Annotated in this window: 30 protein-coding genes; 14 read left to right on the forward strand and 16 right to left on the reverse strand. The window is 59.3% G+C overall.

The window, feature by feature from the left end; all coding sequences use genetic code 11:
• Positions 1–8: 8 nt before the first annotated feature.
• On the reverse strand, positions 9–1,259 hold the full coding sequence (locus QA648_RS11610; protein WP_283047020.1) for a sarcosine oxidase subunit beta family protein: 1,251 nt from the start codon (positions 1,257–1,259) through the stop codon (positions 9–11).
• Positions 1,260–1,585: 326 nt separating this feature from the next.
• Here QA648_RS11610 and cysQ point away from each other — a divergent pair, with 326 nt between their 5' ends.
• Complete coding sequence (gene cysQ / locus QA648_RS11615) at positions 1,586–2,380, forward strand: 3'(2'),5'-bisphosphate nucleotidase CysQ (protein ID WP_283047021.1); 795 nt, start codon at positions 1,586–1,588, stop codon at positions 2,378–2,380.
• 229 nt (positions 2,381–2,609) lie between these two features.
• Positions 2,610–2,885 (forward strand): DUF1153 domain-containing protein, encoded by a 276-nt coding sequence (locus QA648_RS11620; protein ID WP_004107124.1) that lies wholly within the window; start codon positions 2,610–2,612, stop codon positions 2,883–2,885.
• A 34-nt stretch (positions 2,886–2,919) separates the two neighbouring features.
• On the opposite strand, the gene QA648_RS11625 is transcribed toward QA648_RS11620, so the two are convergent.
• Positions 2,920–3,381, reverse strand: a complete 462-nt coding sequence (locus QA648_RS11625; protein ID WP_283047031.1) for a paraquat-inducible protein A — start codon at positions 3,379–3,381, stop codon at positions 2,920–2,922.
• Between the two features lie 203 nt (positions 3,382–3,584).
• Between QA648_RS11625 and QA648_RS11630 the strand changes: the two genes are divergently transcribed.
• From QA648_RS11630 to QA648_RS11640, 3 genes are all read left to right on the forward strand, one after another.
• Positions 3,585–3,866, forward strand: coding sequence for a GNAT family N-acetyltransferase (locus tag QA648_RS11630; protein ID WP_283047032.1), 282 nt, complete (start codon positions 3,585–3,587; stop codon positions 3,864–3,866).
• Between the two features lie 70 nt (positions 3,867–3,936).
• The gene (locus QA648_RS11635; RefSeq protein ID WP_283047033.1) at positions 3,937–4,203 is read left to right on the forward strand and encodes a type II toxin-antitoxin system ParD family antitoxin; all 267 of its coding nucleotides are present in this window, start codon (positions 3,937–3,939) and stop codon (positions 4,201–4,203) included.
• Positions 4,196–4,486: a type II toxin-antitoxin system RelE/ParE family toxin gene (locus tag QA648_RS11640; protein WP_283047034.1), complete on the forward strand. Its 291-nt coding sequence runs from the start codon at positions 4,196–4,198 to the stop codon at positions 4,484–4,486. The genes QA648_RS11635 and QA648_RS11640 overlap by 8 nt, the downstream gene beginning before the upstream one ends.
• Before the next feature lie 169 nt (positions 4,487–4,655).
• Here QA648_RS11640 and QA648_RS11645 read toward each other — a convergent pair whose 3' ends face one another.
• Complete coding sequence (locus QA648_RS11645) at positions 4,656–5,012, reverse strand: flagellar export protein FliJ (RefSeq protein WP_104824014.1); 357 nt, start codon at positions 5,010–5,012, stop codon at positions 4,656–4,658.
• A gap of 441 nt (positions 5,013–5,453) precedes the next feature.
• Between QA648_RS11645 and ctrA the strand changes: the two genes are divergently transcribed.
• The gene (gene ctrA / locus QA648_RS11650; RefSeq protein ID WP_069611718.1) at positions 5,454–6,155 is read left to right on the forward strand and encodes a response regulator transcription factor CtrA; all 702 of its coding nucleotides are present in this window, start codon (positions 5,454–5,456) and stop codon (positions 6,153–6,155) included.
• Positions 6,156–6,292: 137 nt separating this feature from the next.
• Here ctrA and QA648_RS11655 read toward each other — a convergent pair whose 3' ends face one another.
• Entirely contained in the window at positions 6,293–6,655 is a 363-nt protein-coding gene (locus QA648_RS11655; protein WP_283047039.1) for a response regulator, read from the reverse strand.
• A gap of 208 nt (positions 6,656–6,863) precedes the next feature.
• Positions 6,864–7,511, reverse strand: a complete 648-nt coding sequence (locus QA648_RS11660) for a histidine phosphotransferase ChpT (protein ID WP_104824016.1) — start codon at positions 7,509–7,511, stop codon at positions 6,864–6,866.
• Positions 7,512–7,764: 253 nt separating this feature from the next.
• Between QA648_RS11660 and QA648_RS11665 the strand changes: the two genes are divergently transcribed.
• Together QA648_RS11665 and QA648_RS11670 are read left to right on the forward strand one after the other, a co-directional pair.
• Positions 7,765–8,430 (forward strand): EipA family protein, encoded by a 666-nt coding sequence (locus QA648_RS11665; protein ID WP_104824017.1) that lies wholly within the window; start codon positions 7,765–7,767, stop codon positions 8,428–8,430.
• Positions 8,431–8,622: 192 nt separating this feature from the next.
• The gene (locus tag QA648_RS11670) at positions 8,623–9,816 is read left to right on the forward strand and encodes a hypothetical protein (protein ID WP_283047041.1); all 1,194 of its coding nucleotides are present in this window, start codon (positions 8,623–8,625) and stop codon (positions 9,814–9,816) included.
• Positions 9,817–9,840: 24 nt separating this feature from the next.
• On the opposite strand, the gene QA648_RS11675 is transcribed toward QA648_RS11670, so the two are convergent.
• The gene (locus QA648_RS11675; RefSeq protein WP_283047043.1) at positions 9,841–10,671 is read right to left on the reverse strand and encodes an RNA methyltransferase; all 831 of its coding nucleotides are present in this window, start codon (positions 10,669–10,671) and stop codon (positions 9,841–9,843) included.
• Positions 10,672–10,681: 10 nt separating this feature from the next.
• Positions 10,682–11,059 carry a hypothetical protein gene (locus QA648_RS11680; protein ID WP_104824020.1) on the reverse strand — a complete coding sequence of 126 codons (378 nt, stop codon included), beginning with the start codon at positions 11,057–11,059 and terminating at the stop codon, positions 10,682–10,684.
• 48 nt (positions 11,060–11,107) lie between these two features.
• On the opposite strand from QA648_RS11680, the gene QA648_RS11685 reads away from it, so the two are divergent.
• Positions 11,108–12,133 (forward strand): RluA family pseudouridine synthase, encoded by a 1,026-nt coding sequence (locus QA648_RS11685; RefSeq protein ID WP_283047045.1) that lies wholly within the window; start codon positions 11,108–11,110, stop codon positions 12,131–12,133.
• Between the two features lie 76 nt (positions 12,134–12,209).
• Here QA648_RS11685 and QA648_RS11690 read toward each other — a convergent pair whose 3' ends face one another.
• The 4 genes from QA648_RS11690 to QA648_RS11705 all read right to left on the reverse strand — a co-directional run bounded on the left by QA648_RS11690 (position 12,210) and on the right by QA648_RS11705 (position 14,841).
• A complete protein-coding gene (locus tag QA648_RS11690; protein WP_104824022.1) occupies positions 12,210–12,671 on the reverse strand; it encodes a MarR family transcriptional regulator in 462 nt (153 codons plus the stop codon).
• A gap of 95 nt (positions 12,672–12,766) precedes the next feature.
• The gene (locus QA648_RS11695) at positions 12,767–13,483 is read right to left on the reverse strand and encodes an SDR family oxidoreductase (RefSeq protein WP_283047047.1); all 717 of its coding nucleotides are present in this window, start codon (positions 13,481–13,483) and stop codon (positions 12,767–12,769) included.
• Between the two features lie 71 nt (positions 13,484–13,554).
• Positions 13,555–13,929 carry a hypothetical protein gene (locus QA648_RS11700; protein WP_283047049.1) on the reverse strand — a complete coding sequence of 125 codons (375 nt, stop codon included), beginning with the start codon at positions 13,927–13,929 and terminating at the stop codon, positions 13,555–13,557.
• Between the two features lie 30 nt (positions 13,930–13,959).
• Positions 13,960–14,841 (reverse strand): NmrA family NAD(P)-binding protein, encoded by an 882-nt coding sequence (locus QA648_RS11705; RefSeq protein WP_283047050.1) that lies wholly within the window; start codon positions 14,839–14,841, stop codon positions 13,960–13,962.
• A gap of 493 nt (positions 14,842–15,334) precedes the next feature.
• On the opposite strand from QA648_RS11705, the gene rpoH reads away from it, so the two are divergent.
• Positions 15,335–16,243, forward strand: coding sequence for an RNA polymerase sigma factor RpoH (gene rpoH / locus QA648_RS11710; protein WP_283047051.1), 909 nt, complete (start codon positions 15,335–15,337; stop codon positions 16,241–16,243).
• Between the two features lie 89 nt (positions 16,244–16,332).
• Here the strand turns inward: rpoH and QA648_RS11715 are convergent, their stop codons facing one another.
• The 4 genes from QA648_RS11715 to QA648_RS11730 all read right to left on the reverse strand — a co-directional run bounded on the left by QA648_RS11715 (position 16,333) and on the right by QA648_RS11730 (position 22,597).
• On the reverse strand, positions 16,333–18,741 hold the full coding sequence (locus QA648_RS11715; RefSeq protein ID WP_283047053.1) for a hypothetical protein: 2,409 nt from the start codon (positions 18,739–18,741) through the stop codon (positions 16,333–16,335).
• Positions 18,742–18,802: 61 nt separating this feature from the next.
• The gene (locus QA648_RS11720; RefSeq protein ID WP_104824028.1) at positions 18,803–20,098 is read right to left on the reverse strand and encodes an adenylosuccinate synthase; all 1,296 of its coding nucleotides are present in this window, start codon (positions 20,096–20,098) and stop codon (positions 18,803–18,805) included.
• 230 nt (positions 20,099–20,328) lie between these two features.
• Positions 20,329–21,183 carry a GNAT family N-acetyltransferase gene (locus QA648_RS11725; protein ID WP_260303096.1) on the reverse strand — a complete coding sequence of 285 codons (855 nt, stop codon included), beginning with the start codon at positions 21,181–21,183 and terminating at the stop codon, positions 20,329–20,331.
• A gap of 115 nt (positions 21,184–21,298) precedes the next feature.
• Positions 21,299–22,597, reverse strand: coding sequence for an amidohydrolase family protein (locus tag QA648_RS11730; RefSeq protein ID WP_283047056.1), 1,299 nt, complete (start codon positions 22,595–22,597; stop codon positions 21,299–21,301).
• Between the two features lie 244 nt (positions 22,598–22,841).
• Here QA648_RS11730 and QA648_RS11735 point away from each other — a divergent pair, with 244 nt between their 5' ends.
• A complete protein-coding gene (locus tag QA648_RS11735) occupies positions 22,842–24,164 on the forward strand; it encodes a UDP-glucose/GDP-mannose dehydrogenase family protein (RefSeq protein WP_283047058.1) in 1,323 nt (440 codons plus the stop codon).
• A gap of 71 nt (positions 24,165–24,235) precedes the next feature.
• Positions 24,236–25,240, forward strand: coding sequence for an NAD-dependent epimerase (locus QA648_RS11740; protein ID WP_283047059.1), 1,005 nt, complete (start codon positions 24,236–24,238; stop codon positions 25,238–25,240).
• A 48-nt stretch (positions 25,241–25,288) separates the two neighbouring features.
• Here QA648_RS11740 and QA648_RS11745 read toward each other — a convergent pair whose 3' ends face one another.
• The gene (locus QA648_RS11745) at positions 25,289–25,747 is read right to left on the reverse strand and encodes an Lrp/AsnC family transcriptional regulator (protein ID WP_104824033.1); all 459 of its coding nucleotides are present in this window, start codon (positions 25,745–25,747) and stop codon (positions 25,289–25,291) included.
• A 271-nt stretch (positions 25,748–26,018) separates the two neighbouring features.
• On the opposite strand from QA648_RS11745, the gene QA648_RS11750 reads away from it, so the two are divergent.
• Both QA648_RS11750 and QA648_RS11755 read left to right on the forward strand, forming a co-directional pair.
• Positions 26,019–26,657, forward strand: coding sequence for an AzlC family ABC transporter permease (locus QA648_RS11750; RefSeq protein ID WP_199773582.1), 639 nt, complete (start codon positions 26,019–26,021; stop codon positions 26,655–26,657).
• Positions 26,650–26,949, forward strand: a complete 300-nt coding sequence (locus QA648_RS11755; protein WP_283047060.1) for an AzlD family protein — start codon at positions 26,650–26,652, stop codon at positions 26,947–26,949. The genes QA648_RS11750 and QA648_RS11755 overlap by 8 nt, the downstream gene beginning before the upstream one ends.
• The last annotated feature ends 25 nt before the right edge of the window (positions 26,950–26,974 follow it).

The raw sequence follows: 26,974 nt of genomic DNA on the forward strand, positions 1-26,974 counted from the left end.
TCGTGCCCTCAATGCAGATTCGGCTGCGGACCCTTGCCGCCTTCGTCGATCGCAAAACCGCGCTCGAAGCGATCGAGGCGCAGGAGGCGGCTGACCTCATGGCTTTCGCCCTTGGCGATCAGGTGCGCGAAGCAGAAGCCGGAGGCCGGCGTCGCTTTGAAGCCGCCATAGTTCCAGCCGCAGTTCAGATAGAGATTGTCGATCGGCGTGCGGTCGATGATCGGTGAGCCGTCCATGCTCATATCCATCACCCCACCCCAGCTCCGCAGCACACGGACACGCGACAGGCCTGGGATCAGCGACACCCCCTCCTCCATCGTATGTTCGACGGTGGCGAGATTGCCGCGCTGGGCATAGGAGCTGTAATAATCGAGATCGGCTCCGAAGACCAAACCGCCCTTGTCCGACTGCGATATATAGAAATGGCCGGCGCCGTAGGTGATGACGTGATCGATCACCGGCTTCAGCCCCTCCGTGACGAACGCCTGCAGCACATGGGTTTCGATCGGCAGTTCCAGATCCGCCATGCGCCCAAGGATCGAGGTATGGCCGGCCGCCGCCAGCGCCAGCTTGTTGCAGCCGATGAAGCCGCGCGTCGTTTCGACACCGGTCACGGCACCACCTTCGCGGCGAATGCCGATCACCTCGCATTGCTGGATGAGATCGACGCCGCGACTGTCGGCACCGCGCGCATAACCCCAGGCGACGGCATCGTGCCTTGCCGTGCCGCCGCGCGCCTGCAGCAGCCCGCCAAGGATCGGAAAGCGCGCATGGTCAAAATTGAGATAGGGCATCATCTTGCGGACCTGATCGCGGTTCAGCAGCTCCGCATCGACCCCGTGCATGCGCATGGCATTTCCGCGCCGGGCATAAGCGTCGCGTTGCCCATCGGAGTGGAAGAGATTGATGATGCCGCGTTGGGAGACCATGGCATTGTAATTGAAATCCTGCTCCAGCCCTTCCCAAAGCCGCATCGAGAATTCGTAGAACGGCTCGTTGCCGGGCAGGAGATAATTGGAGCGGATGATCGTGGTGTTGCGGCCCACATTGCCGGAGCCAAGATAGTTCTTTTCCAGCACCGCGATATTGGTGATGCCGAACTCCTTGGCGAGATAGTAGGCCGTCGCCAGCCCATGCCCGCCACCGCCGACGATGATGACGTCATAATGCGGTTTCGGCTCCGGAGTTCGCCAGACAGGCTGCCAATGACGGTTTCCTGAAAGCGCCTGCTTCAGAACCTGATATGCCGAATAACGCATGTATGAATCCCGGTCTCTACGCGGCCACACATTCGCATAAGCAATAAAAACGACAAGTCCGGAAAGGGCGGAAAACCTTCGCAAACAGAACATGTTCTTTCCCGAATGCGCAGCAAAGCGAGGCACTGTATCTCAAAGAACACGGGGGTAGCGGAGATGTTGCTGACAACGGCGCATGGATGCGAAGTTCCGTTGCGGAATAACGATCCAAGCGCTAGGCGGTGAAAACGTGATTGGCGCGGGGTCTAAACTTTACGGTGAAGGCTTCTTAATTATTGTATCTCTAAGCTCGAACCACGGACGAGCTGCGGAAAGACGGCAGGCGAATGCTCGCGACATTTGAAAAAGCGGCCCTTGAGGCGGGTAAGGCCATATTGGAGGTCTACCGTGCCGGTTATGCCGTCGCTTTGAAGCAGGATATGAGTCCCGTCACGATTGCCGATGAACGCGCCGAGCACATTATTCTCGAACATCTGACGCGCGACTTTCCGGACATTCCCGCAATTGCCGAGGAATCGGTCGCTGCCGGCAATATTCCCGACGTCCGCGGCCGCCCCTTCTTCCTGGTCGATCCGCTGGACGGCACGCGCGAATTCATCGAGCATCGCGACGAGTTCACCGTCAATATCGCCTATATCCAGAACGGCGTCCCGGTCACCGGTATCGTCTTTGCGCCGGCGCTCGGCATAGCCTTCACCGGCGAGGCCGGCAAGGCGCGCAAGCTCGCCATCACCGACCAGTTCACCGTTGCCGACCGTTCCGCAATCGCGGTGCGCGCACGCCCCGAGCATTTGCTGGCGCTTGCCAGCCGCTGCAACAGCAGCCCGAAGACGGATAGTTTCCTGGCGGAAAATGCCGTCACCGCCTGCACGTCGATCGGCTCTTCACTGAAATTCTGCCTCCTCGCCGAAGGCAAGGCCGACGTCTATCCGCGCTTCACGCGCACGATGGAATGGGACACCGCGGCCGGTGATGCAGTATTGCGCGCCGCAGGCGGCTCAACCCTTACGCTCGATGGCCGCCCGCTTTCTTACGGCAAGACCGATCAGAGCGATGACAGCGATTTCGCCAACCCCAATTTCATCTGCTGGGGCGGCGGGAAAAGCCTCGCCCACGCCTAACATCATATCAAAAGCGTAAGTTTTCACTGACGAAAACTCATACAACAACCGGCTTTTTCGCTGCGATAACAGCGAATTGCCGGATTTCCGCGTCATTATCAGATGCGCAAATCAGTCCGCTCGGGCTTTCCTTAAAATTCTTAGCAAAGTGTTACTATGCGCTTAGGCAATTTTTAAATGTGGCAAGTTAGAGTGGCTCCCGTGGTCTTGAGTATGTGTAGAGAGTCCAATGACCGAAATGATACGTCCCCGAGTGAAGTATGTCATCGGCCCCGATGGCAGCCCGCTTACGATTGCCGACCTGCCGCCGCCGAACACGCGCCGCTGGGTCATCCGTCGTAAGGCCGAGGTTGTCGCCGCGGTCCGTGGTGGCTTGCTGAGCTTGGAAGAAGCTTGCGAGCGTTATACGCTCACTGTGGAAGAATTCCTCTCCTGGCAGTCGTCCATCAATACCCATGGCCTCGCCGGCCTCCGGACGACCCGCATACAGCAGTATCGTCACTGACGGCTGCCATACAGACGCGACATTCGTTTGATCTTCAGTTCGGGCCTTTTTCCTTCCTCAACAGGATATGAAGAAGGCCCGAAATCATGGTGGAACCCGCATAGAACCAGAGGCCCGGCTGCGTAAATGCAGTCGCAAGCCCGCTGGTTTTGGCGGCGGCGATGACGATCGCCACCAGCAGCACGTCCGCCATCGACCAGCGCGCCAGTTGCGGCACGATATGCTCGAAGAAAAACCCGCGTTCGCTTTTTCTCCGCGTCCCCATCGCTTCAACCGCCAGGCTCACGGTCTTCAAGATTGGCAGCGCCACCGAGACGAGCGCCACGATAGTGGCGAGAAGATAGTTTTCCGCTCCCCAGAGAGAAGCGATGATGCCGAGCAGGGACGGCGTGTCGCTGAAGAAATAAAGCTTTTCGAAACGAACCAGCGGCAATACGAGGCCAAAGGCCAGCAGGAACGGGACAGTGACCAGAAGCACGGCTTGCAGATTGCGCATCGGTGCCGGAAACCTCCCAAATGGCTGCATCACCCTTATCACAGCCGCATAGCGCAGAAGATCGGAAATCCAAACCGTTTTTCGATCGGTGGACGCTGTCCGCGAGCGCTGCTTGCCACCGGCGACAGGTTTGTTAGCATCGATCTGAGACAAGAGACGTTAACCGACGTCGATCCAAAAATATTGGAAATCCGAGGACAATCATGGACATCCGCAACGAAGACAACGCATCGGGTGGACGCTACGCTGCAACGATCGAAGGCCATGAGGCCGAGATGACCTTTTCCCGCGCCTCTCCCAAGCTGATCATCATCGACCATACCGCCGTCCCGGATGCACTTCGCGGCAAGGGCGTCGGCCAGGCGCTCGCCCTTCATGCCGTCGACGAGGCCCGCAATGGCGGCTGGAAGATCATTCCACTTTGCCCATTTTTCAAAGCGCAAGCCCAGCGTCATGAGGAATGGCGCGATGTGGTGAATATGTAGGCAGCGGATAAGAAAATTTGTGAATTTTGCTTATCTCGGCTAACATGGGCTCCGTAAAAGGAGACCCGAGATGGCGACCATGACCGTATCCCTTCCCGATCAGATGAAGGATTGGATCGAGGCCCAAATTCGCAAGGGCGAATATGCAAGTACCAGTGATTATGTTCGCGATCTGGTTCGCAAGGACCGCGCACGTCGCGGTGAGGAATATACGATCGGAGAATTGCGAGAAATTTTTGCAGACGCCAAAGCCAGTGGCATCAGTACCCAGACGATAGAGGAAATCCGCGCCGAAGCGTTACAGATTGCTCGCGCTCGGGGTTTGATACGTGACTAAATACGAGCTGTCCGCCCGCGCGAATAGAGAAATTAAAGAACTATATTTGGATGGCATCGAGAAATTTGGCTTGCGGCAGGCTGATCGATATCTGGACGAATTGATCCATTGCTTTGAGTTATTGGCCGACAATCCTTTTATGGGTCGCAAGGCGGAAAAAATTGCGCCAAGTGCACGGCGCCATGAACATAAGAGTCATATTATTCTCTATGAACGCACGGACGATGGCGTGATCATTCAAGCTATCGTTCCGAGTCGCAGCATTATTCGGCTTGAATTGTAGCGCCAATCGACCAACGCCCCACACTGCTGACAAAACACCAAAAGCCGTGCATGGCCGGCCACCCACCATGGCCAGTCATGCACGGCTTTCGAGCCGTTTCCGCCGCTTCTCGCATAATCCCGAACATCGGTCCGATGCGAAGATCAAGAAATGGCGACGGAATAGTTAATTAGGCGCGTGCCCTCACCGGCCCCGAACCGTCGCGCTCTTCCAGCGCTGCGGCCTTGGCATATTCGGCCTGCATTTCTTCCAGCGATGTTTCCAGCGCCTCTTCCTGCACCTGCAATTCCCGGATCGACACCTGCAAGTTGTCCGCGCGCTGCCGTGCGGCTTTGGCAAAGGTCGGGTAGGCAAAGTGGTTCGGATCGGAAATGCCGGACTTTTTCTCTTCCAGCACGATCTGGCTCTCCAGATCCTTTGTCATACGGTCGAATTCCGCCATCATCATCTGCAGTTGCTGCAGTTGACGGCGTTTTTCGTTCACCTGAAACTCCTTCAGGCGCGTTAGGCTCTCACGTGACTTCATACGCATTACTCCCGTGATGCGAGACCCCGGCTCTCGATATTTTGACCCGCCGCACCGCTTTGAAACGGCTTGGTTAAAAAAATTTCCAGCGATCTTAATAAAAACCTACCGCTGGTAACCTTTCGTTTACGGGCATCGTTAATGATAGGGACGATCATTTAAGGGTCAGTAAATGTCGCGCTCAGAATTCGAGATGTTGACATTGGCGAGTCGAATGAATCACTTGGCGTGTCTTCTTAATGCAACACTTTAGGAAAGATATTTGCTGATTGTCATTGGAAAACAGTGCAATGGAAAAATTATTTAATAAATTCGATACGTCTTGCCAGAGTGAATCAGAATTTGTTAACCATTCCGTGGCAGCTTCCAAATCAGGCAGTGATTTGATCGGTATCGCGTAAGGGGGCTGACGACCTTTCGGCGGCGGTAAAGGGGATAATTATGCGGGTTCTACTTATTGAAGACGATAGCGCGACAGCGCAGAGCATCGAACTGATGCTCAAATCCGAAAGTTTCAACGTTTACACCACAGATCTCGGTGAAGAAGGCGTCGATCTCGGCAAGCTCTACGACTACGACATCATTCTTCTCGATCTTAACCTTCCCGACATGTCCGGCTACGAAGTGCTTCGCACGCTGCGACTGTCCAAGGTCAAGACACCGATCCTCATCCTCTCCGGCATGGCCGGCATTGAAGACAAGGTTCGCGGTCTCGGCTTCGGTGCCGACGACTACATGACCAAGCCTTTCCACAAGGACGAGCTGGTCGCCCGCATCCACGCCATCGTCCGCCGTTCCAAGGGCCACGCCCAGTCGGTGATCATGACTGGCGAACTGATCGTCAATCTCGACGCCAAGACCGTCGAAGTCGGCGGCCAGCGCGTGCACCTGACCGGCAAGGAATACCAGATGCTGGAGCTGCTTTCGCTCCGCAAGGGCACCACGCTCACCAAGGAAATGTTCCTTAACCACCTCTATGGCGGCATGGACGAGCCGGAACTGAAGATCATCGACGTCTTCATCTGCAAGCTGCGCAAGAAGCTCGCCAACGCCGCCGGCGGCGCCAACTATATCGAAACCGTCTGGGGCCGTGGCTATGTGCTGCGCGAGCCCGACAGCAGCGATTTCGCCGAAAGCGCCTAAGACGCCCTCCCCGATCACCGCCGATACAAAAAATCCCGCCTCTTCAGGCGGGATTTTTTGTGTTGCATTTTCAAACATCAAAAACAAAAGCCGCCCAAACAGGCGGCCCAGACGCATTCAACAGTCGGCGGATATGATCAGGCTGCGATGGCCCGATTGCCGAAAACCGCCGTCAGTATCTTGCGATCGAAGGGCTTCAGCAGGAAATCGGTGGCGCCGGCGCGTTTGCCGGCCATCAGCTTGCGCAAATCCGCCTCGACGACGCAGTAATAGATCTTGACCTCTTTGCCGTTCGGCATGCCGCGGATACTGGCGATGAGATCGAGAGCGCCTTCCATGCCGGCGTCGACGATCAGGTAGTCCGGGAGTTCAGCCTGGCACCGCGTCAGCGCTTCACGGGCATCGGCGGCTTCACTGACGAGAAAATCGAGTTCGGAGAGAATCCGCTTGCCGACCTTACGCACGACATCCGACGCGTCCGTAATCATGAATCGCTGCATCACCAACTCCTTCGCGCCCGGTCGCCATCTGTCTGGCGCCATCATCAAATTGGGACGATAGGCGCACGAGGCTAAGGAATCGTTACCGTTGTGTTCATAATTGTGCCGACAACCAAAAGAATGCGCAGGAACGACGATACACCTAAAGATAATCCCGCCGCCGGACGTCCGGTGGCGGGATTATCGGTATAAATCGTGCGACTGGCGTTTATTCGCTGCGCATGGAAGCGCTGAAAGTAAGCTCCTCCGGCGTGGCGTTGTAGGAGAGTTCCATGCCGCTCTCGTCCGCCAGAAGCACGGTGTAGTAGGGCTGGATGGAATGGGCATCGACCGCTTCTTCCAATGCACCCGAGCAAATCTCCGCGAATTTCGGCGGCACGCGCATCATCCGGCCCTTGGCAATAATCGTGAACTTGGCGTCGAGATCTGGATTTTCCAGCGTCACCTCGATATTGCCGCCGCGCGGAATCGAGCCGTAAGCGACCAGGAAGAGATTGAGCAGCAGCTTCACGCGGTTCTTGGCAACAATGGCGCGCGGGCCGATCCAACTGACCTCTGTCTTCTTTTCGGCAGCGGCGAAATCCTTGGCGGCACGCTCGGCTTCGCCCGTATCGATCGAGGCGCCGACCGAGCCGGACGCACCGAAGGCGAGGCGTGCGAATTTGAGGCGAACAGACGCGTTGAGAGCGCTGGTGCGGATCAACTCCATCGCATCGGCATCGGCACCGCCCTCATCGAGCAGCTCCAGACCGTTATTGATCGCACCGACCGGAGAGATCACATCATGGCAAACGCGGCTGCATAGCAGCGCGGCCAGATCCGGTCCGGTCAAGGTGAGGTTCGGATTCTTCGACATTCATTGTCTCCTGAATGCTGACAAGGCGGAACGCAGTATGATTCTACGTTGCCACGGCAAGATTGCCCGAGGATTGCCGCAGGCGGGCGTACCGCACGCCATAAAGACACCATATTTGGTAAACCGATTGTTAAGATGATCGCCGCAAAATGCATTCATCACCACCAGACCCTTTCGCGCACGATTCGCGATGCCGAACATGGGCGGAACGGTCTGGACTGAGGGGCGAGGTGTACTTGGCGCGTTCGTGCGAATGCGCGGCGCATCCGTTCCCGATTGCACCGACCATGATGAACGGATGAATGTCATGCGCTATCAACTCCTGAAGAGAATGCCCAGCCTCGGCTCGAGAACGGTCGGCCTCGGCTTGATCTTAGCCATCGTTGCGTTCGTAAGCTTCGCGCTGCCGGTTCGTCAGGCGGCGGCTGCGGCCAACAACCAATATTCGATGCAGGAAATCGTCGACGCCGGCCATTCCTTCTTCGGCTCGACCAGCGGCGGCCTCGCAAAGGTAGTCGAGCGGGCCTTTCAGCAATACGGCCTGCCGAACGGCTATATCCTCGGGCAGGAAGGCTCCGGCGCCTTCATCGCCGGGCTGACCTATGGCGAAGGCCAGCTCAACACCAAGAACGCCGGCGAGCACCCGCTCTATTGGCAGGGCCCGTCGCTTGGCCTCGACTACGGCGGCCAGGGCACCCGCGTCATGATGCTGGTCTATGACCTGCCGAACATCAACAGCGTCTACACCCGCTTTGGCGGCGTCAGCGGGCAGGCCTTCGTTGTCGCCGGCGTCGGAATGACCGTGCTGAAGAACAACGACATCGTGCTGGTGCCGATCCGCACCGGCCTCGGCGCTCGTCTCGGCGTCAACCTCGGCTACCTCAAGGTCACGCCGAACCCGACCTGGAATCCCTTCTGATCTTTTGGCGATATTCCCCCATATTTCGCCGCCTGGCCCGCGCAGTTCGCGGGCCTTTTCTTGTCGCGAACTCCCGATACGCCGGTAAACCATATCCGATTTAAATGCTTGCCCGCGCGCCGGCCTCATGCTTAATCATTTACTTAATCACTTTATTGAGATTGAAAACACCTCTTAGATGCTGGCTGCGCCGTGATTGAATTCGCTCTACTGTTTGGATTGGGCTTTCTGACCGCCGCCTTTCTGGTCTTCCTTATCGCGCCCGCAGTGCACCGCCGCATCGTCTGGTTCACGGAAAAGCGGCTGAAAGCGACCATGCCCCTGAGCCCGCAAGAAGTACGCGCGCAGAAGGACATGGCGCGCGCCCTTTTCGCGGCCGAAAACGCCAGGACCGAGCAGGCGCTGACGCAGGAGCGCGATAAGAGCGTCGCCCTGCAGATTCACAACGGCAAGCTCCAGCAGGAGGCCGGCCGCTTCGCCTCTGAAAACAGCGAATTGCGAACCCGGATCGACGATCTCGAAGTCGAAGCCGGTGAACTGCGCTCTCGCCTGCGCCGCGAGGAAAGCTATATCAGCCAGCTCAAATCCGGTATTCATACGGCTGAACAAGTCGGCGCGGAGAAGGATGCCGATATCGACGGCTTGCGCAAGCGGATGACGAAAATGGCCGCCGACGCGGACAATCTGAAGATCGATCTGGCAACTCGCGAGACCGAGATCGAGAGCCTGAAGTTTCGCATCAAAACGCTGCGGGACGAGCGCGACACGCTGCGCCAGGATCTGAACCTTGCAAGTCTCCGCGCTAAGGATGCAGAATTACGCCTGGGTCAGGAAAGCGACAAAGCCCAGCACCTCGAGGAGCGGCTGGATCGCGAGATCGCGGGCAATGCCGACAAGGAAACCGCAATCGAACGCCACGTTCAGGATGTGGCCCGCTTGAAGGAAAAACTGGAAACGGCACATGCCGAGGCGGAGGAAGCCGGCCGCGCGCTGCAGGCCGCGGGTCTTGCCCCTCAAGCCAAGCCGATGAACGGCTCGAAGCCCTCGACCAAACCGAGGATCGTCGAAATTGCCGATCATGATGCCAACGCAGCAGAACCGGAGCGCAACGTGGAAGACGATATCGCTCAAATGACGGAGGAAGTGCGCAACCGTGCTGCCGCCCTTTCCGACCGCCTGCTCAAATCGCGCTCGCCCTCGCATGATCAGGCCATGCGGGAAGAGATCGCCAACATCGCCGCCAACATGGTGGCAATGACCGCCCTCAAAGAGGGCGAAAAATCGCCGATCTTCGATCTCCTGCCAAAGGAGACGAGCGCCGCCGAGCACGGCGCGCGTATCAGCCTTGCCGACCGCGCCGCGGCCCTGCTGCCCAAGCAGCAATAAGCGCTCTCTACAAAGACGGAAATTTCAGACGCGTTTAATCAACGACGCCATGGCGAAGAGTGCGATGCCGCTCGCCGTTGCCACGTTCAGGCTGTCGAGGCTCGGCGCCTGCGGTATCCGCAGGCTGCCAAAGGTCGACAGAATTTTCTGCGGCAACCCCGCCCCTTCGGTGCCGACCACCAGCGCCATCCTATCGGCCGGCGGAACGGCGCGGATATCGGTGTTGCCGCGCGGAGAAAGGCTCCAGATGGCAAAGCCGCGCTCCGCCAGCGCGGTCAGCAGATCGACATCGCTCAATTGACGGCAATAGGGCACCGTCAGCGCCGAGCCGACCGAGACGCGCAGCGCCTTGCGATACAACGGATCGCAGCAGGTTTCGTCGAGCAGCACCGCATCGGCCCCGAAGGCGGCAGCATTGCGGAACATTGAACCGACATTATCGTGATTGGAAATACCGCAGCCCGCAAGGACGAGCGCCCGCTCCGGCAAGCGGTCTAAAAAGGCGCCGATATCCGGCTCCGCCTTGCGCCGGCCGAGCGCCAGCACGCCGCGATGCAGGTGGAAACCGACAATGCCATCCAGCACCGAAGCCTCCGCAACATAGACCGGCACGTCAGGCGGAAAGGCGGCGATGATTTCTTCCAATCCCGCGGCGCGGTTGCGCAACAGCAGCACTTTTTCACCGACAAAGTCTCCTTGAGCCGCATGCGCCTCGGCAAGAAGCCGCAGCACCACCGTGCCCTCGGCAATGAAGCGGTTCTCGCGGCCCACGAGATCACGCTCGCGGATATTACGGAATTCGGCGATGCGAGGATCGTCGGGATGGGTGATCTCGATCAACCGGTCGCCCGTCATCGCCAAACCGTCAGTTGGAAAGCGATATGGTCGCGACGATGCGGCCGATACCGTAGTCGAAAACAACGGCCTGGCGCTGGCCGCTGGCGAGCGTGCCATAAAACAGCACCTGGTTTCCGGAGAGTGCCGTGGACAGCACGGTAAAGCCCTGCGGCAGCGCTGCGCTCACCGCAACGGGTGCGTCGGCGGGAATATTCGAGGCGGCTTGACCCGCTGCCTTCGGTGCAGGCCGCATCGTCTTGTAGACAACGGCGCCGAACACCGCCATAAGGCTCACCACCATGATGGCGACCGAGACGATCTGCAGGCGAACCATCTTGCGTCGGACATTTTCCAGGGCCGGATCGAGGGGCTTTTCCTCTTGATCGTCTGGCTCGAGATTCGTCATCGATGCGTCCTATTTCCTAGAGAGCGCCCAGTGCGCCGGAGAATGCGTTTGAGCGACCCCTTTAAAGAAGCCGCGGGCATTAGAAAAGTCCTAACCGCCGATGAAACAGCCGAAGGCCGCCTCGATGCATGGCTGACTGCGCAGGTGGGCGAGGAATTTTCCCGCAGCCGCATCCAGGCCTTGATCAAGGATAGCGCCGTCCTGCTCAACGGGACCCCGGTTACTGACGCCAAACGCAAGGTGCGCTCTGGCGATACCTACGAGATCACCCTGCCCGAGCCCGAAGACCCGACGCCACTCGGCGAAGACATTCCGCTTGATGTGCTTTACGAGGATGACGACGTCATTGTCATCTCCAAGCCCGCCGGCCTCGTCGTTCACCCCGCCGCCGGCAACTGGACGGGCACGCTGGTCAACGCGCTGATCCATCATTGCGGCGAAAGTCTCTCTGGTATTGGCGGTGTGCGCCGGCCGGGCATCGTCCATCGGCTGGACAAGGACACCACCGGCGTCATGGTCGTCGCCAAGAACGATATCGCCCACCGCCACCTGTCCCTGCAATTCGCCGACCACGGCCGCACGCGGTCGCTGGAACGCGCCTATCAGGCGATCGTCTGGGGCCGCCCCCGCCAACTGATCGGCACCATCGACGCGCCGCTTGGCCGCTCCACCGGCGACCGTACCCGCCGTGCCGTCAAGCGCCCGAACAATCAGGATGCCGACGAGGCGATCACGCATTATGAAGTGATTGAACGTTTTCACGAGGCTCCGGACGCCACCGCCCTCGCCTCCTTGGTCGACTGCCACCTCGAAACCGGCCGCACCCACCAGATCCGCGTTCACATGGCCCATATCGGCCATCCCCTGCTCGGCGACGCCGTCTATGGCGGCGGCTTCAAGACCAAGGCCAACCTGCTGCCGGATGCCGCCAAGCAGGTGGTCAACCGCTTCCCCCGCCAGGCACTCCACGCCTACCTCCTGCAATTCGAACACCCTCGCACCGGCGAAGTCATGCACTTCGAAGCGCCGCTGCCGGATGATATGGAGGATCTGGTGGCAGCGTTGCGTGCTTGAGAAGCGCCTCCAAATTGCTTGAAGGGGCCAACAGCGGATTGGTGATTGGCCCCTGCCCAGCAATCAGTCCGAAGCTTTAGTCTTCGGGTGAAACCTTCGCAGAATCGCCGACGGCGATTTCTCTCAGTCCCCGGCGCAGAGTTGCGACGTTTGCGGCCCCGTTCAATTGCTCGAATTCTTGCTGGGCCCTCTCCCAGAGAGGCTCGGCCCTCTTGTGCAGGAGGCGACCCTCCTTGGTGAGTTCAACGACACGAACCCTTCCGTCTGCCGGAGACGGCTTGATGGTAACAAACCCATCTCGCTCCAGGAATCCGACCATCTTTCCCATCGCCGTCCGCTCGATATCGAGCCGTTCGGCGAGAACGTTGACCGTGGCGCCGCCAGCCTCCCCGAGAGCCGCCAGAATCAGAAACTGCGTGATGCGCAGCCCGACCGGCTCAAGATGATCATCATAAAACCGCGTGATCTGTCGGCTCGCCTTTCTCATGGCGGAGCAGTTGCACTGATCGATTCCGAGTGGTTGGTTGGCCGACAGCATTCTATGTTCCTTTCGAATCCCATTCCTAACCAAAGCGCCGCAGGCGCGAAGCCGAAGAATCTCCGCGCTCCACAGCAATTCCGCCATCGCCGAAGTTAGAATACCCCTTCCGGCGGAGTGATATAGCCGGGCACGTCGGCCGCAAGCGTGCTCTTCAGTAACGCAGTGCCCTGATCGGCCATGATCTCGCTCTTGCCAGCGGCGAGGGCGTCATAGGTTTGGCGCACCACGTCCTCTGGGCTCGCCTTCGGCACGTCGATGCCGTTGGTCAGATCGGTATCCACGAATCCGACATGCAAGCCAAGGACCTCGATGCCGCTATCGCGAAGATGGAAGCGAAGCTGGTTCGTATAACTCCATGCCGCCGCCTTGGAAGCGGCATAAGGTGTCAGATAGGGCCGTGGAAGCCAGACGATGTCAGACAGCACGTTGATGATGGCGGCATGGGGCTTGGCTGAAAGGATCTGCTCGAAGGCCTGCGAGACGCGCACCACGCCATAATAGTTGGTATCGAAAAGACGTTGCGACTGCGCTTCGACATCGTCTGCCAGAGGCCCGTCGATCAGGGCGGCGATCCCCGCATTGTTGATCAATAGCGTGGTATCTGCTGCCAGTTCTGCGGCTGCGGCAATCGATGCCTTATCCGTGACATCGATCCTGACCGGAACGATGCCCGGCTCGTCGAAGCCGCTCGTGTTGCGCATGCCTGCGTAAACCTTCGATGCTCCGCGGCGGAGTGCCTCGCGTGCGAATGCTAGGCCCAGACCTCGATTGGCACCGGTGATGAAGACTGTGTTGTTGGCGACGTCCATAACGAATTTCCTTTCTGGGGCAGCAGCTCGGGGCAAACGATCTCTGTCGCTGGCCCGGCGGTCGGTTGGGTTCAAAGAAAAAGCTCTTCGGGCAACTGCCCGCAGAGCGCCCCGCGCAAATGGGCGCCGAGCGACAGAACAGCGCCGAGCGGACTCATCCGCACGCTGACCCGCGGTACCGAACCGTCGGAGGCGCGATCGACGACCATGACGGCGGTCAGCTTCTCTCCGTTCGTCAGAACGGCCTCATATTCAAGGAAGAGCCGGGAGCCGACGGTCTGAAGGAACGTCGGCGTCTGTGATGCATAGAAAGTTCCGACGGCGTTCACGGCGAGCCTGATTTCGTCGCGTCCGATGACGGAACCTCGCAACACGGAGCTGGTAAGCTCCGCGTCGGCGGTCAGGTCGTCCAGAAAGGGATGACGTTCTTCTTGAGCATGTGACATTGTAAAATCCCCGATTTGTCTTCGCGGCATTCACGCGAAGGCGGCGCGATTGTTGGAGACGAACTGCTGGACCGAGAGCGCCGGCGTTCCGGTAATCGCCTCGACCAAATCGTTGGTGCCCGAGAAGATGCCGTCACGATAGTTCTGGGCGACTTCGACGAGGTGCTGCACAAGGAACGGCGGGAACTTGTAGAGATTTTCCATCCTATCCTTGAACGCCTCTATCGAGGACGGCGCATATTCGATCTTCGCTCCAAGCACGTCGCTCACGACGGCAGCGATTTCTGTGTAGTCCATCTCGACTGGACCATGGAGCGGATAGATCTTGCCTTCGTGGCCCTTCGGATTAGCCAGGACATGGGCGATCACCCGGCCCTGATCATCGGAGGCGATAGGCGCATGCCGCCCGTTCTCGAAGGGGAACGAGATCTTCTTCGTCGCCCAGATTTCCTTTGCGAAATGGGGATAAGCGAGCCAGTCCGCAAAAAACGTAGGGCGAAGATGCGTCGTCGAAACGCCTGACCAGTCGAAGACCCGCTCCGAGATCCAATGGTCCTGCGCCGCATGGCTTGCCGACTCTCGGCGCGCCGAAATCTGCGACATGTTGACGATCGCGCTAACACCCGCTTCCTTTGCAGCCTGTGCGAAATAGGTCGCAGCGCCAAGGATGCCTGGTGCGATCGGGTGAAGAAAATACGCCGACCGGATGCCTTCCATGGCCGTCCGAATGTGATCGATGTCGGTGAAATCTCCGACGGCTATATCGACACCGCGCTGCCTCAGCGCCGCTGCCCGCTCGTCGTACGAGCGCATATAGGCACGCACGCTCTTGCCCATCTTCAAGAGTTCGCCGATGGCGGCGCCCCCAGTCCGTCCCGTCGCACCGCTTACAAGTATCTCAGCTTCGCTCATGATCGCTTCTCCGTCGTTAAATGAGAGCATATGCTCTTACTTAGATCGATATAGGAGCATATGCTCTTATATTCAACTATTTTTATTCATATGCATGGCTCGCCCTGATGGATCGAAAGAAAAGACTGCTACCGAGCTCCACAAATGCGCGACTGGACGCCGGCCCCTTCGCCGCCTATAATTGGGGGGAACCGATCTCCGGCGTGCGTCACGCAGTTATCCAAAACGCGAAGCGTTTTGATGCTGAAGTCGCCAAATCTCACAGGACCGGAGTATTCGGGAAGATAGTCTCAGAGACAAACGTTACGGCGGGCATAGCTGTCGCGCCGGGGTAACTCTTGCGTGACTACGTTCTTGAATCACTGTTTTGCCGTACTTATCTACACATTGGTTTAGTGCGGGGTCTTCACGACCTGCACGCCTTGGTCTGCTTCGCAAAGGGCGCGCAATACGTCTCCAGAAGGGGCCAGATCTCGAATAGGAGGGTGCATTCATGACCCGTAATACCTTGCCGTCCATTACCGCCGGTGAAGCCGGCCTCAACCGCTATCTCGACGAGATTCGCAAGTTCCCGATGTTGGAGCCGCAGGAAGAGTACATGCTCGCTAAGCGCTACGCGGAACATGCCGACCGTCAAGCGGCCCATAAACTCGTCACCAGCCATCTGCGCCTCGTGGCGAAGATTGCCATGGGCTATCGCGGTTATGGCCTGCCGATCGGCGAAGTGGTGTCGGAAGGCAATGTCGGCCTGATGCAGGCCGTCAAGAAGTTTGACCCGGAACGTGGCTTCCGCCTGGCAACCTATGCCATGTGGTGGATCAAGGCCTCGATCCAAGAATATATTCTGCGCTCGTGGTCGCTGGTGAAGATGGGCACGACCGCCAATCAGAAGCGTCTGTTCTTCAATCTGCGTCGTCTGAAGGGCCGCATCCAGGCCATCGATGACGGCGACCTGAAGCCGGAGCATGTCACCGAGATCGCCACCAAGCTGAACGTCTCCGAGGAAGAGGTCGTTTCGATGAACCGCCGCCTCTCGGGCGACGCTTCGCTGAACGCGCCGATCAAGGCTGCCGAGGGCGATTCGGGTCAGTGGCAGGACTGGCTGGTGGACGATCATGACAGCCAGGAAGACGTGCTGATCGAGCAGGACGAACTTGATACGCGCCGCCGCATGTTGGCTCGCGCCATGAGCGTCTTGAACGATCGCGAGCGCCGCATCTTCGAGGCTCGCCGCCTTGCGGAAGAGCCGGTGACGCTGGAGGACCTCTCGGCCGAGTTCGATATCAGCCGCGAACGCGTCCGCCAGATCGAAGTCCGCGCCTTCGAGAAGGTGCAGGAAGCCGTGCAGAAGGATGCGCTGGAACGCGCCAAGGCTCTGCGGGTGGTCGAAGCCACCGCTTAACGCTTCCGATTTCAGACATTACAGTACGAATTCAAACAAAAGGCGGACCGCAAGGCCCGCCTTTTTTGATTCCGGTGATTTGAGACCGCTTATTGGCCGCTCGAAGCGACACCGCCAAGCGCCTGCCACTCTGTAATCGCCTTGTTGAAGGCGTCGGTGCCGGCGGGGCCCTTCTCCATGGTCAGCAATGCACGACGGCCATTGCGGTAGACCACGGGAATGTCCATCCAATTGCGGGTTTTCAGGAGATCGAGATTGGTCTTCCGCGCATCCGGAAAATCGTTGAGCGCGACCATGTAGACGTCGTCGGTAACCTTGGCCGGCACAGCGATCAAGGCGTCGCCGCGATCCTGTTCGGTCGACTTGAGCGCGATCCGCTGCACGTTGTCGATGGCGCCGCCTTCGAAATTCGGCGGAACCTGGAAGGCGAGCTCTACCAGATGGCTTGCCGGCAGCGAGGCGTCGGTATTGCGCGACACGGTGATCGTCGCCGTCAGACCGCGCTCAGGCACGTTGATGAGGCCCTGGACGGAAGGTTCCGGACGGCCATCCTCACCCTTACCCTCCTGCAGAGACCAGGTGACGGTGCCTTCGAAAGCCGTCGGCGATGTCTGGCCGAGACGCTCCTCATAGAGGAACACCTTCTGCCCATCCGTGGCCGGCGCCGTCTGCTGTTGATTAGCCTGTGGCTGCTGCTGAGCGACAGGCGATTGCTGGGTGGGAGCGGAGGATTGCTGATCGGCTGAAGGCTGCGTCGTGGTCGGCGCGGTCGCGGCGGGCGCCTGCGCGCCATTCGCATTGTTGGCGGGCGCCGTTGCCGCTCTTGCCGGGGCAGCGGAGGCTACATTCTGCTCGGCCACGGACTTGCCTTCAGCGACACCCGGCTGAGCGCCCGCTGCCGGACCTTGATCCTCTTCCGTGCCATTCGCCAACAGGCGCTGCGTGAACTTGCTGTTGACCGTGTTGGCGTCGTTGTCGAGCGAGGCGACATTGGTGTTGCCCGCTGCCGGCGGCTGCGTGGCGGCATTATTGTTTTGCGCCGGAGCGGTCGCGCCCGGTGTCGAGACGGCAGGCGCATTTGTGGCTGGAGCGGCCGTATTGTTGTTCTTGGCCGTCTCGGTAGCCGGAGTGGTCGCAGTCTTCGGTGCCGAGCTGATGAGGTCGGCGACCATCTTGTTGAGCGCTTCACGGTTCAGCCAGGCGGCATAGCCACCGCCGGCGACGATCGCGAGGCCAACGAGGGCCACGATAATACTGGTCACGCTGAAGCGGCGGCGCTTCGGCTCCATACGGAAGCTCTTGCCCTGCAGCTTCGCCGCCATGGCCCGGTTGAGATCCGGCGGGATGGAAGAGCCGCCGCCGCGGTCCCCCTCGGCGATTTTGTCAAAGCCGGCAAGCTCCTTGAGCTCGCGCCAGCCATCCTCGCCTGCATCGTTCTTCGGCGCTGACTTGGACGGAGAATGCACATCGGCGAAGAGATCGACATCGTCAAAGGCGTTGTCCGGCATCTGCTGCCGGGCGGGCTGTGCCGACTTGGCGGCTGGCGCCGGCACCGACTGCAGCTCTTCGAAAACATCCGCATCCCAGGCAAAAGCCTTGTCGCTCGCCGGCGCTTTCGTCGGGGCGGGCGGCTCCACGGGATGGCCGAAGACGGCAGGCGCAAAGGCGGCGGCGGGCATGACGGGTACCGCCACCGGCTCGGATTCGGCCCGCTTCGCAGGCGCATCCACCTCGGCCCAAATTTCCTCGACTTGGCTCATGACATCATCGGCAGGCGCCTGATGAGCAGTATGCGTCTGCGGAGCGGCATGCGCGGGCTCGGCGGCAACGGCCGGCACCTCCTCCGCATAGTGCTCCGGCGCTTCCTCATGCACCTGCTCTTGGACCGGCTCCGCATAGGCCTCGACGTGGTGAACAGCCGCGGGCGCCTGCTCCTGCGGCGCCTCGGCCCATTCCTCTACCGGCTCATGGTGCTCAGCGGACTGATGCTGAGCATGCGCGGGCTCCTCATAGACAGGCTCCTCGTAAGCAGGCTCTTGGTGAGCTGGCTCATGGTAAACTGGCTCTTCATGGGCCGGCTCTGCATAAGCCGGCTCTTCATGGGTCGGCTCTTCGTGCACCGGCTCGTGAGCGGCGGGCTCCTCGTGCGCAGCGACCTCCGGATGGGCCGGCTCCGGTTCCTCGACATGGTGTTCTTGCGCAACATGATGCTCTTCAGCAGGCTCCTGCTGCGGCTCCTCCTGCACCAAAGGCGTTTCCGCGACTGGCTCTTCAGCCAGCGGCAGCGCCTCGGCATGCTCGGCTTCCACCTCGACGATCGCAGCTTCAAGCTTGTCGAGCTGACGGCGCAGCATCTCCTCCGGCGGGCGCGGCTTCATGCTCTCAAGCTGCCGCTGAACGGCACCACGAGCCCGCTCGTAAACCTTGACCCGCATCTCGGGAGTATTATCGGCCAAGCCGTCCACGGCCCGTCGAATGACTGCTACAAAATCCGCCATCAGTACTTTCTCATGATGCCCGGCACGTGGCCGAACCGGGATTCGTCATTGATCCGCGACATTAGCCCTCAAACGGATCGGTCACAAGTATAGTGTCTTCGCGCTCCGGGCTGGTCGAAAGCAGCGCCACCGGAGCGCCGATCAGCTCCTCCACCTGCCGGACATATTTGATCGCCTGTGCCGGCAAATCGGCCCATTTGCGGGCGCCGACGGTCGATTCCTTCCAGCCTTCGAGCGTGATGTAGATCGGCTCGACGCGGGCTTGCGCCGCCTGGCTGGCCGGCAGATAGTCGATCTCCTTGCCATCTAGTTTGTAGCCGACGCAGATCTTCAGTTCGTCGAGACCGTCGAGCACGTCGAGCTTGGTCAAGGCAATGCCGGTAATGCCGGAAGTCTTCACCGTCTGGCGAACCAGCACGGCATCGAACCAGCCGCAGCGGCGCGGACGGCCGGTGTTGACGCCAACCTCTCGGCCAACCGTCGACAGGTGTTTGCCGATCTCGTCATGCAGTTCACACGGGAACGGCCCTTCGCCGACGCGCGTCGTATAGGCCTTGGTGATGCCGAGCACATAGCCGAGCGCCGTCGGGCCGAGGCCGGAACCGGCTGCTGCCTGGCCGGCGACCGTGTTGGACGACGTCACGAACGGATAGGTGCCATGGTCATTGTCCAACAAAGCGCCCTGCGCACCCTCGAAAAGGATACGGGCGCCAGCCTTGCGCTGCTCGTCGAGCAACCGCCAGACCTGATCAATATAGGGAAGAATATGCTCAGCAACAGAGGTGAGTTCGTTGTGCAAAGCATCGAACGAGATTTCATCGAGGCCCATGCCGCGGCGTAGCGCATTGTGATGCGTCAGCAGCCGGTCGATCTTGCCCGGCAACGTATCCGGTTCGGCAAGATCGATGACGCGGATCGCACGGCGGCCGACCTTGTCTTCATAGGCCGGGCCGATGCCGCGACGGGTCGTGCCGATCTTCGTGCCGCTGTTGGAAGCGGCATCTTCGCGCAGAGCGTCGAGATCGCGGTGCAGCGACAGAATCAGCGGGGCGTTCTCGGCAATACGCAGAACGTCGGGCGTAACCGCGATGCCCTGGGCGCGCAGCTTTTCGACTTCAGCGACGAAATGATGGGGATCAACGACGACGCCGTTGCCGATGACGCTGAGCTTGCCGCGCACGAGGCCCGAGGGAAGCAGCGCAAGCTTGTAGCTGACACCGTCGACAACAAGCGTATGACCGGCATTATGACCGCCCTGAAAGCGTACAATCACATCTGCGCGTTCCGAAAGCCAGTCGACAATCTTGCCCTTGCCTTCGTCACCCCATTGCGAGCCGATCACTACAACGTTCGTCATTTATCCATTCCCGCTTCCTGCGCACAGCGGTGCGCCTTGCTCAAACCCGCGCATCTATAAAACTTTGTTTTTGGGAAAGCGACCCTGTTGTCTCAGGAGATTCGGCTTTTTACGTGACGAATCAGCGCGCCTAACAGGATTTTTCCCGTCGGCGCATATCCACATGCGAAATATTGGAGCTGGGTACGCGAAGAAAATCGCTCGCCCACCCTACGCGAGAGGACATGGAACTAGCCAAGCTCAAGCGTGGTGACGGCAAAGACGCGGTCGAGTGGCATTTTGGGTGGTTCGCCGCGATACATTCGCGCCGTTTCGAACACCGGCGACAATCCGGCCGCTTCGGCAAGCCTGATCGCGTCGATGTTGTCCGTAGGCACGTCCATATATACAGGCCGGCCCTTGGCCTCCGGCAGCAACTTGGCCAGCAAGGCCGATGCCACATCGGAACTGTTTGCAAACAGCGGACCGACCTTGTACCCCTCGAAACAGCGCCGGATCGTGCCGTAGCCGCGAATCTTGCTGCCGCTGCCGACCATGACGGATTTTCGTTTTTCCGGCGCGCCGCACCAGGCCGTGAGGAAGGAGTAGCGCAGCCCTGGAAAGATGGCGGCATCATATCGCAGCAAGCCTTCGAGCTTGTCCTGCGTGACCGGAACGACGTCCACCTTTGCTTCGCCTATATCAGGCATTCTCGGGACACCGCCATAGCGCACGGTGCGATAGGCCATTTCAAAGCCGCTGCTGCGGTAGTTTTCTTGCTGCGCAACGACGCCGTCGAGACCGATGGTACGATTGCCCGCAAACGCCATGCCCTTCTTCCACAGCGCCTTGCCATAACCCTTGCCGCGAAATTCGGGGTGGACGATGTAGAGGCCGAGAAAGGCGAAGCTTTCGCCATAACGCACGACGGAAATACAGCCGACCGGCACTTCGCCGATCGCGCCTATAAAGAAGCCGGAAGGATCCGCCTCCCAAAATGCCAGGGCATCATCGACACCGGGATTCCATCCCTCCTGCCGCGCCCATTCGAGAGCGAGCTCCAATTCCCCAGCCCGCATTGTACGCACGGCAAAATTTGACTTCATGCACCAGCCCTGAACCGCCCCTTATGCATCGTCCCCGCCGGAACGATTGCACCCAATTCATCATGCTGCAACGCGATAGCAATCACAAGCGATAAGCGATGCTATGCCTAATGGGTTAAATTCTTGGTGGCATTGGCGCGTAGGCGGCCGGATCGACCGATTGCGGCCGGCCTTCGAGCGACAGTTTCGCGATCCGCGCCGGCGTCTCGCTGATTACCTTGCCGCGCCGGACAACAAAAAGCCTCGCCGCACGCAATCGCACCGCTTCGATCGGATCGCGCGCCTGCAGCACGACGAGATCGCCGTTGCAGCCGACCTCCAGCCCGTAACCGTCGAGCCCCATCACTTTGGCCGGATTGACGGTGACCGCGTCGAAGCAGAACCGCATGGCTTCGCGCGACGTCAATTGACCGACATGCAGTCCCATATGGGCGACATCCAGCATGTCGGCGCCGCCGAGCGAATACCATGGGTCCATGCAGCAATCCTGACCGAAGGCGATATTGATGCCGAATTCGCGCATCTCCTTGACCCGGGTCAGTCCGCGCCGCTTCGGATAGGTATCGTGCCGGCCCTGAAGCACGATGTTGATCAACGGATTGGGGATCGCGTGCACGCCCGCCTCAGCAATCAGCGGCAGGAGCTTGGAGACATAATAATTGTCCATCGAATGCATCGACGTCAGATGCGAGCCGGCCACCCTGCCCTGAAGCCCGAGCCTCACCGTCTCGGCGGCCAGCGTCTCGATGTGGCGCGACAGCGGATCGTCGGTCTCGTCGCAATGCATGTCGACCATCAAACCGCGCTTTTCGGCGATCTCGCAGAGCGCACGCACCGAATGCGCGCCCTCGTCCATCGTCCGCTCGAAATGCGGGATACCGCCAACAATATCGACACCGAGATCCAGCGCGCGTTCCAGGTTCTGCGCCGCCGTCGGCGAGCGGTAATAGCCGTCCTGCGGAAAAGCGACGAGCTGCAGATCGAGATAAGGTGCGACTTTTCTCTTCACATCCAGCAGCGCTTCGACGGCAAGCAACCGGTCGTCGCAGATATCGACGTGGGTCCGCACGGCGAGCAACCCTTGCGACACAGCAAGATCGCAATAACGCAATGCCCGCTCTGCCACCGCCTCATGCGTCAGCAGCGGCTTCAACTCCCCCCAGAGCCCGATACCTTCGAGCAGCGTCCCCGATGTATTCAGCCGCGGTAGGCCAAGCGACAGCGTCGCATCCATGTGAAAATGGCAGTCGATGAACGGCGGCGAAACCAGTTGCCCATCGGCATCGATCACGCGCTCCGCCTCCCCTTCCATGCCCGGCTGAACAGCCACGATCTTGCCGCCGGCAATGGCGATGTCCTGCCCCTCGCGGCCATCGGGAAGGCTGGCATTGCGGACGATGAGATCGAGCACCATGGGAGTTGCCTTTGGATTGGAAGGTCTATCCGGAATGTCTAGCATGACACGGTGGGCAGGCAAGCCGCTCGTCCGGTGCGCCGGCGTGGTACCGTCTTTATGACACTTCTGTCTCAACCGCCTGGATAAGCACCGCAACGTATAGGAGTCACCGACGATCCTGTGTATATAAGCGCAGATGGCCGCCAAAGACGGGCGTGCGTTCCGACGCTGAGCCCTGCGCTAGCAAAAGGATTGAAGTTTCATGCACATCACGATGATCGGTTCCGGTTATGTGGGTTTGGTGTCCGGCGTCTGCTTTGCCGATTTCGGTCATGACGTGATTTGTGTCGACAAGGACGCCGGCAAGATCGAGGCGTTGCGCAGGGGTGAAATCCCGATCTTCGAACCCGGCCTTGAACAATTGGTTGCCGACAATGTCCGCGCCGGTCGCCTCTCCTTTTCGACCGAGGTTGAAAGCAGCGTTGCCGCAAGTGACGTCGTCTTTATCGCCGTCGGCACGCCGTCGCGTCGCGGTGACGGCCACGCCGATCTCTCCTACGTCTATGCCGCCGCCCGCGAGATCGCCCAGCACGTCAAGGGCTTTACCGTCATCGTCACCAAATCGACCGTGCCCGTCGGTACCGGCGACGAAGTCGAGCGTATCGTGCGCGAGACCAATCCGGATGCCGATGTCGCAGTCGTCTCCAATCCGGAATTCCTGCGCGAAGGCGCTGCCATCGAAGACTTCAAGCGTCCCGACCGCATCGTCATCGGCCTCAACGACGAACGCGCCCGCGGCGTCATGACGGAAGTCTATCGGCCGCTCTACCTCAACCAGGCGCCGCTGCTCTTTACCTCCCGCCGCACGTCGGAGTTGATTAAATACGCCGCCAATGCCTTCCTTGCGATGAAGATCACTTTCATCAACGAGATGGCCGATCTCTGCGAGAAGGTCGGCGCCAATGTGCAGGAAGTCTCGCGCGGCATCGGTCTCGACGGCCGCATCGGCTCGAAATTCCTGCATGCCGGCCCCGGCTATGGCGGCTCCTGCTTCCCGAAGGACACGCTGGCGCTCGCCAAAACCGCACAGGATTACGACAGCCCCGTGCGCCTGATCGAGACGACGGTTTCGATCAACGACAACCGCAAGCGCGCCATGGGCCGCAAGGTGATCGCGGCCATGGGCGGCGATATCAGGGGCAAGACCATTGCCGTCCTTGGCCTGACCTTTAAGCCGAATACCGACGACATGCGCGACAGCCCTTCGATCTCGATCATCCAGGCGCTGCAGGATGCCGGTGCCTCGGTGGCGGGCTACGATCCGGAGGGTATGGATAATGCTCGCCAGTTGATCGACAACATCACCTATGCAGACGATGCCTATAGCGCCGCACGCGGCGCCGACGCGCTCGTTATCATCACGGAATGGAACCAGTTCCGCGCACTCGATTTCGGCCGGCTCAAATCCGTTATGAATGCCCCGGTTCTCGTCGACCTCAGAAACATCTATCGCCATGACGAGGTCACAAAGCACGGCTTTGCCTATACAAGCGTCGGCAGACCCTCCAGCGACGACACACTTTAGAGCGTTTACGCATTCCGAACGGAAAACCGCTACGCACTTTTCCTGGAAATGCTTTAAGCAAAGGCCGATCAATGCGTTATCTCATCACCGGCACCGCCGGCTTCATCGGATTCCATCTTGCCAAGCGCCTGCTCGACGAAGGTCATTTCGTCGTCGGCTTCGACGGCATGACGCCCTATTACGACGTCAAGCTCAAGGAGAAGCGCACCGCCATCCTCGCCCGCTCCAACGGTTTCAAGGCCGTCACAGGCATGCTGGAAGACAAGGCGGCGCTGGATCACGCGGCGGAACTGGCGGAACCTGACGTCATCGTCCATCTCGCCGCACAGGCAGGCGTGCGTTACAGCCTGGAAAATCCGCGCTCCTACGTGGATTCCAACGTCACCGGTTCGTTCAACGTGTTGGAGCTGGCGAAAAGCCTGCAGCCGAAACACTTGCTGCTTGCCTCCACCTCCTCGGTCTACGGCGCCAACGAGAAGATCCCCTTCGCGGAAAGCGACAAGGCCGACGAGCAGATGACGATCTATGCGGCGACGAAGAAGAGCATGGAGCTGATGGCGCATAGCTATGCCCACCTCTTCCGCATTCCGACGACCGCCTTCCGTTTCTTCACCGTCTACGGTCCCTGGGGCCGTCCCGATATGGCATTGTTCAAGTTCGTCGATGCCATCAGGAACGACCGGCCGATCGAGATCTACGGCGAAGGCAAGATGAGCCGCGATTTCACCTATATTGACGATCTCGTCGAAGGCATTGTCCGCCTTATCGGCGTCGTGCCCTCAGAGGAAAACCGCGTCGTTTCCGAAACGGTCACCGATACGCTGTCGAAACACGCACCCTTCCGCGTCGTCAATATCGGCGGCGGCCAGCCGGTCGGGCTGATGACCTTTGTTGAGACCATCGAAGCGATGCTCGGCAAGAAGGCGATCCGGCACATGCTGCCGATGCAGCCCGGCGACGTGCACAATACCTATGCCGTGCCGGACCTACTGGTGGCGCTGACCGGCTTCAAGCCGCAGATCGAAGTCGAAGAAGGCGTGCGCCGTTTCGTCGAATGGTATCAGGAAAACTATTGAGCCGATGCCGCCATAGGCGGCTCCTTGCCGGAAATCGATACCGCGGCATCAGATTGGCACTTGCCACGACTGCTTGATTTTCTGCATCGGAATTTCGGTCTTGATGTTTCTGACCCCCTTGATACGGCCAAGATGCTCCATCTGGAACCGTCTGTATCCCTCCAAATCCGATGCTACGACCCGAAGGAGGAAATCGCAGTCGCCCGCCATGAGGTGGCACTCGACCACCTGCGGAAGCTTTTCGGCCGCCTCATAGAAAGCTGTCGTTGTCTCTTCGTCCTGACTTGAAAGCCATATTCGCACAAAAACCGTAAAGCCCATATCGAGCTTTGCGGGGTCCAGGATGGCGACATATTGCTTGATGATACCGGCCTCTTCCAACAATTTGACTCGCCTTAGACATGGAGACGGAGACAGTCCCACCTTTGCAGCCAACTCGGTGTTCTGGATTTTCCCATCCTGCTGCAGGACGCGGAGTATCGCGCGATCTAAGGAATCAAGTTTCATTGGAGTTTTCCGCCGGGAAATACGCAATTCTTGGCATAAGATGCCAATTTTTGACGATTTCAGCCGCAAAACGCAACCAAAATCGCAGACGACTGCGCTATTATCTCCCTCCTGTGTCGCGCTATTATCTCCCTCCTGTGTCGCGCAAGGTGTTGGCAATTTAAGACGAGAAGAGGTTGTGCAGGTGACGGACTGCGTTTCAGGTGATGTCAGCGTCCGGTCGCAGGCACGCTCGGAAGGATGGCGAGGCCTCAAGGATTCGATACCGGTGATGTTGGGCTTCGTGCCTTTTGCACTGGTGCTCGGGGCAAGGGCGACCGCTAAAGGGTTCAGTCTCGGGGAAGTGCCCTTGATGACGGGGCTGAACTTCGGTGGCGGATCGGAGTTCGCGGCTGTCGAGCTTTGGACGTCTCCTCCGCACGTTCTCCTCATTGTCGCCATCACGTTTCTGGTCAACAGCCGCCACCTCCTGATGGGCGCGGCGCTAGCTCCCTTTATTCTGCATCTGTCGAAGAAAAAGGCGTTCATGGCGCTGTTCTTCATGTGTGATGAAAGCTGGGCAATAGGTCTCGCCGACGCAAAAAAGTCGAATACGACCTTGAGTCTCGGTTATTTCTTCGGCGTCGCTCTCGGCCTCTATTTCAGTTGGGTCATCTTCACGACGATAGGAGCATTCGTCGGACCTGTTCTTGGCGATGTCACACGATATGGCTTTGACATGGCATTCCCCGCGGTATTTTTCGTAATGCTGGCCGGAATGTGGAAAGGCGCAAAGGCGGCACTTCCCTGGCTGGTCAGTTTGCTTGTCGCCGCAACCACATACCTGGTGTTTCCTGGGGCTTGGTATGTTCCCGCCGGGGCTGTCTCCGGTGTATTCTCTGCATTTCTGCTGGCACGGACCGATGTTTGATCCTTCATTTGTTATTGCCATCATCTGCATGGCGGCGGTCACCTATCTGACGCGTATCGGAGGATACGTCTTCTTGCGCAACCGCACGCTAAGTCCCCGTTTGCGGACTGTAATGGAGAACGCCCCGGGTTGCGTATTGATCACGGTCATCGCGCCAGGCTTCGCCACCGGACGGCCAGCCGATCTCATCACCCTCGCGCTCACGATGTTGGCGGCGACCCGACTACCGGTGCTTCCCACGGTGCTGATCGCAATCGCTTCGGCTGGTATTCTGCGCCACATTCTGGCTTGAATCCCTACTCTCCAGGTAGGCTGGA

Source organism: Rhizobium sp. CB3171 (genome assembly GCF_029714265.1).
Lineage (GTDB): Bacteria > Pseudomonadota > Alphaproteobacteria > Rhizobiales > Rhizobiaceae > Rhizobium.

Coding starts and splice junctions, on each gene's coding strand:
- QA648_RS11610 (WP_283047020.1), bottom strand. CDS start 1,259: ATGCGTTATTCGGCATATCAGGTTCTGAAGCAGGCGCTTTCAGGAAAC.
- cysQ (WP_283047021.1), top strand. CDS start 1,586: ATGCTCGCGACATTTGAAAAAGCGGCCCTTGAGGCGGGTAAGGCCATA.
- QA648_RS11620 (WP_004107124.1), top strand. CDS start 2,610: ATGACCGAAATGATACGTCCCCGAGTGAAGTATGTCATCGGCCCCGAT.
- QA648_RS11625 (WP_283047031.1), bottom strand. CDS start 3,381: ATGCGCAATCTGCAAGCCGTGCTTCTGGTCACTGTCCCGTTCCTGCTG.
- QA648_RS11630 (WP_283047032.1), top strand. CDS start 3,585: ATGGACATCCGCAACGAAGACAACGCATCGGGTGGACGCTACGCTGCA.
- QA648_RS11635 (WP_283047033.1), top strand. CDS start 3,937: ATGGCGACCATGACCGTATCCCTTCCCGATCAGATGAAGGATTGGATC.
- QA648_RS11645 (WP_104824014.1), bottom strand. CDS start 5,012: ATGAAGTCACGTGAGAGCCTAACGCGCCTGAAGGAGTTTCAGGTGAAC.
- ctrA (WP_069611718.1), top strand. CDS start 5,454: ATGCGGGTTCTACTTATTGAAGACGATAGCGCGACAGCGCAGAGCATC.
- QA648_RS11655 (WP_283047039.1), bottom strand. CDS start 6,655: ATGCAGCGATTCATGATTACGGACGCGTCGGATGTCGTGCGTAAGGTC.
- QA648_RS11660 (WP_104824016.1), bottom strand. CDS start 7,511: ATGTCGAAGAATCCGAACCTCACCTTGACCGGACCGGATCTGGCCGCG.
- QA648_RS11665 (WP_104824017.1), top strand. CDS start 7,765: ATGCGCGGCGCATCCGTTCCCGATTGCACCGACCATGATGAACGGATG.
- QA648_RS11675 (WP_283047043.1), bottom strand. CDS start 10,671: ATGACGGGCGACCGGTTGATCGAGATCACCCATCCCGACGATCCTCGC.
- QA648_RS11680 (WP_104824020.1), bottom strand. CDS start 11,059: ATGACGAATCTCGAGCCAGACGATCAAGAGGAAAAGCCCCTCGATCCG.
- QA648_RS11690 (WP_104824022.1), bottom strand. CDS start 12,671: ATGCTGTCGGCCAACCAACCACTCGGAATCGATCAGTGCAACTGCTCC.
- QA648_RS11695 (WP_283047047.1), bottom strand. CDS start 13,483: ATGGACGTCGCCAACAACACAGTCTTCATCACCGGTGCCAATCGAGGT.
- QA648_RS11700 (WP_283047049.1), bottom strand. CDS start 13,929: ATGTCACATGCTCAAGAAGAACGTCATCCCTTTCTGGACGACCTGACC.
- QA648_RS11705 (WP_283047050.1), bottom strand. CDS start 14,841: ATGAGCGAAGCTGAGATACTTGTAAGCGGTGCGACGGGACGGACTGGG.
- rpoH (WP_283047051.1), top strand. CDS start 15,335: ATGACCCGTAATACCTTGCCGTCCATTACCGCCGGTGAAGCCGGCCTC.
- QA648_RS11715 (WP_283047053.1), bottom strand. CDS start 18,741: ATGGCGGATTTTGTAGCAGTCATTCGACGGGCCGTGGACGGCTTGGCC.
- QA648_RS11720 (WP_104824028.1), bottom strand. CDS start 20,098: ATGACGAACGTTGTAGTGATCGGCTCGCAATGGGGTGACGAAGGCAAG.
- QA648_RS11725 (WP_260303096.1), bottom strand. CDS start 21,183: ATGAAGTCAAATTTTGCCGTGCGTACAATGCGGGCTGGGGAATTGGAG.
- QA648_RS11730 (WP_283047056.1), bottom strand. CDS start 22,597: ATGGTGCTCGATCTCATCGTCCGCAATGCCAGCCTTCCCGATGGCCGC.
- QA648_RS11735 (WP_283047058.1), top strand. CDS start 22,842: ATGCACATCACGATGATCGGTTCCGGTTATGTGGGTTTGGTGTCCGGC.
- QA648_RS11740 (WP_283047059.1), top strand. CDS start 24,236: ATGCGTTATCTCATCACCGGCACCGCCGGCTTCATCGGATTCCATCTT.
- QA648_RS11745 (WP_104824033.1), bottom strand. CDS start 25,747: ATGAAACTTGATTCCTTAGATCGCGCGATACTCCGCGTCCTGCAGCAG.
- QA648_RS11750 (WP_199773582.1), top strand. CDS start 26,019: ATGTTGGGCTTCGTGCCTTTTGCACTGGTGCTCGGGGCAAGGGCGACC.
- QA648_RS11755 (WP_283047060.1), top strand. CDS start 26,650: ATGTTTGATCCTTCATTTGTTATTGCCATCATCTGCATGGCGGCGGTC.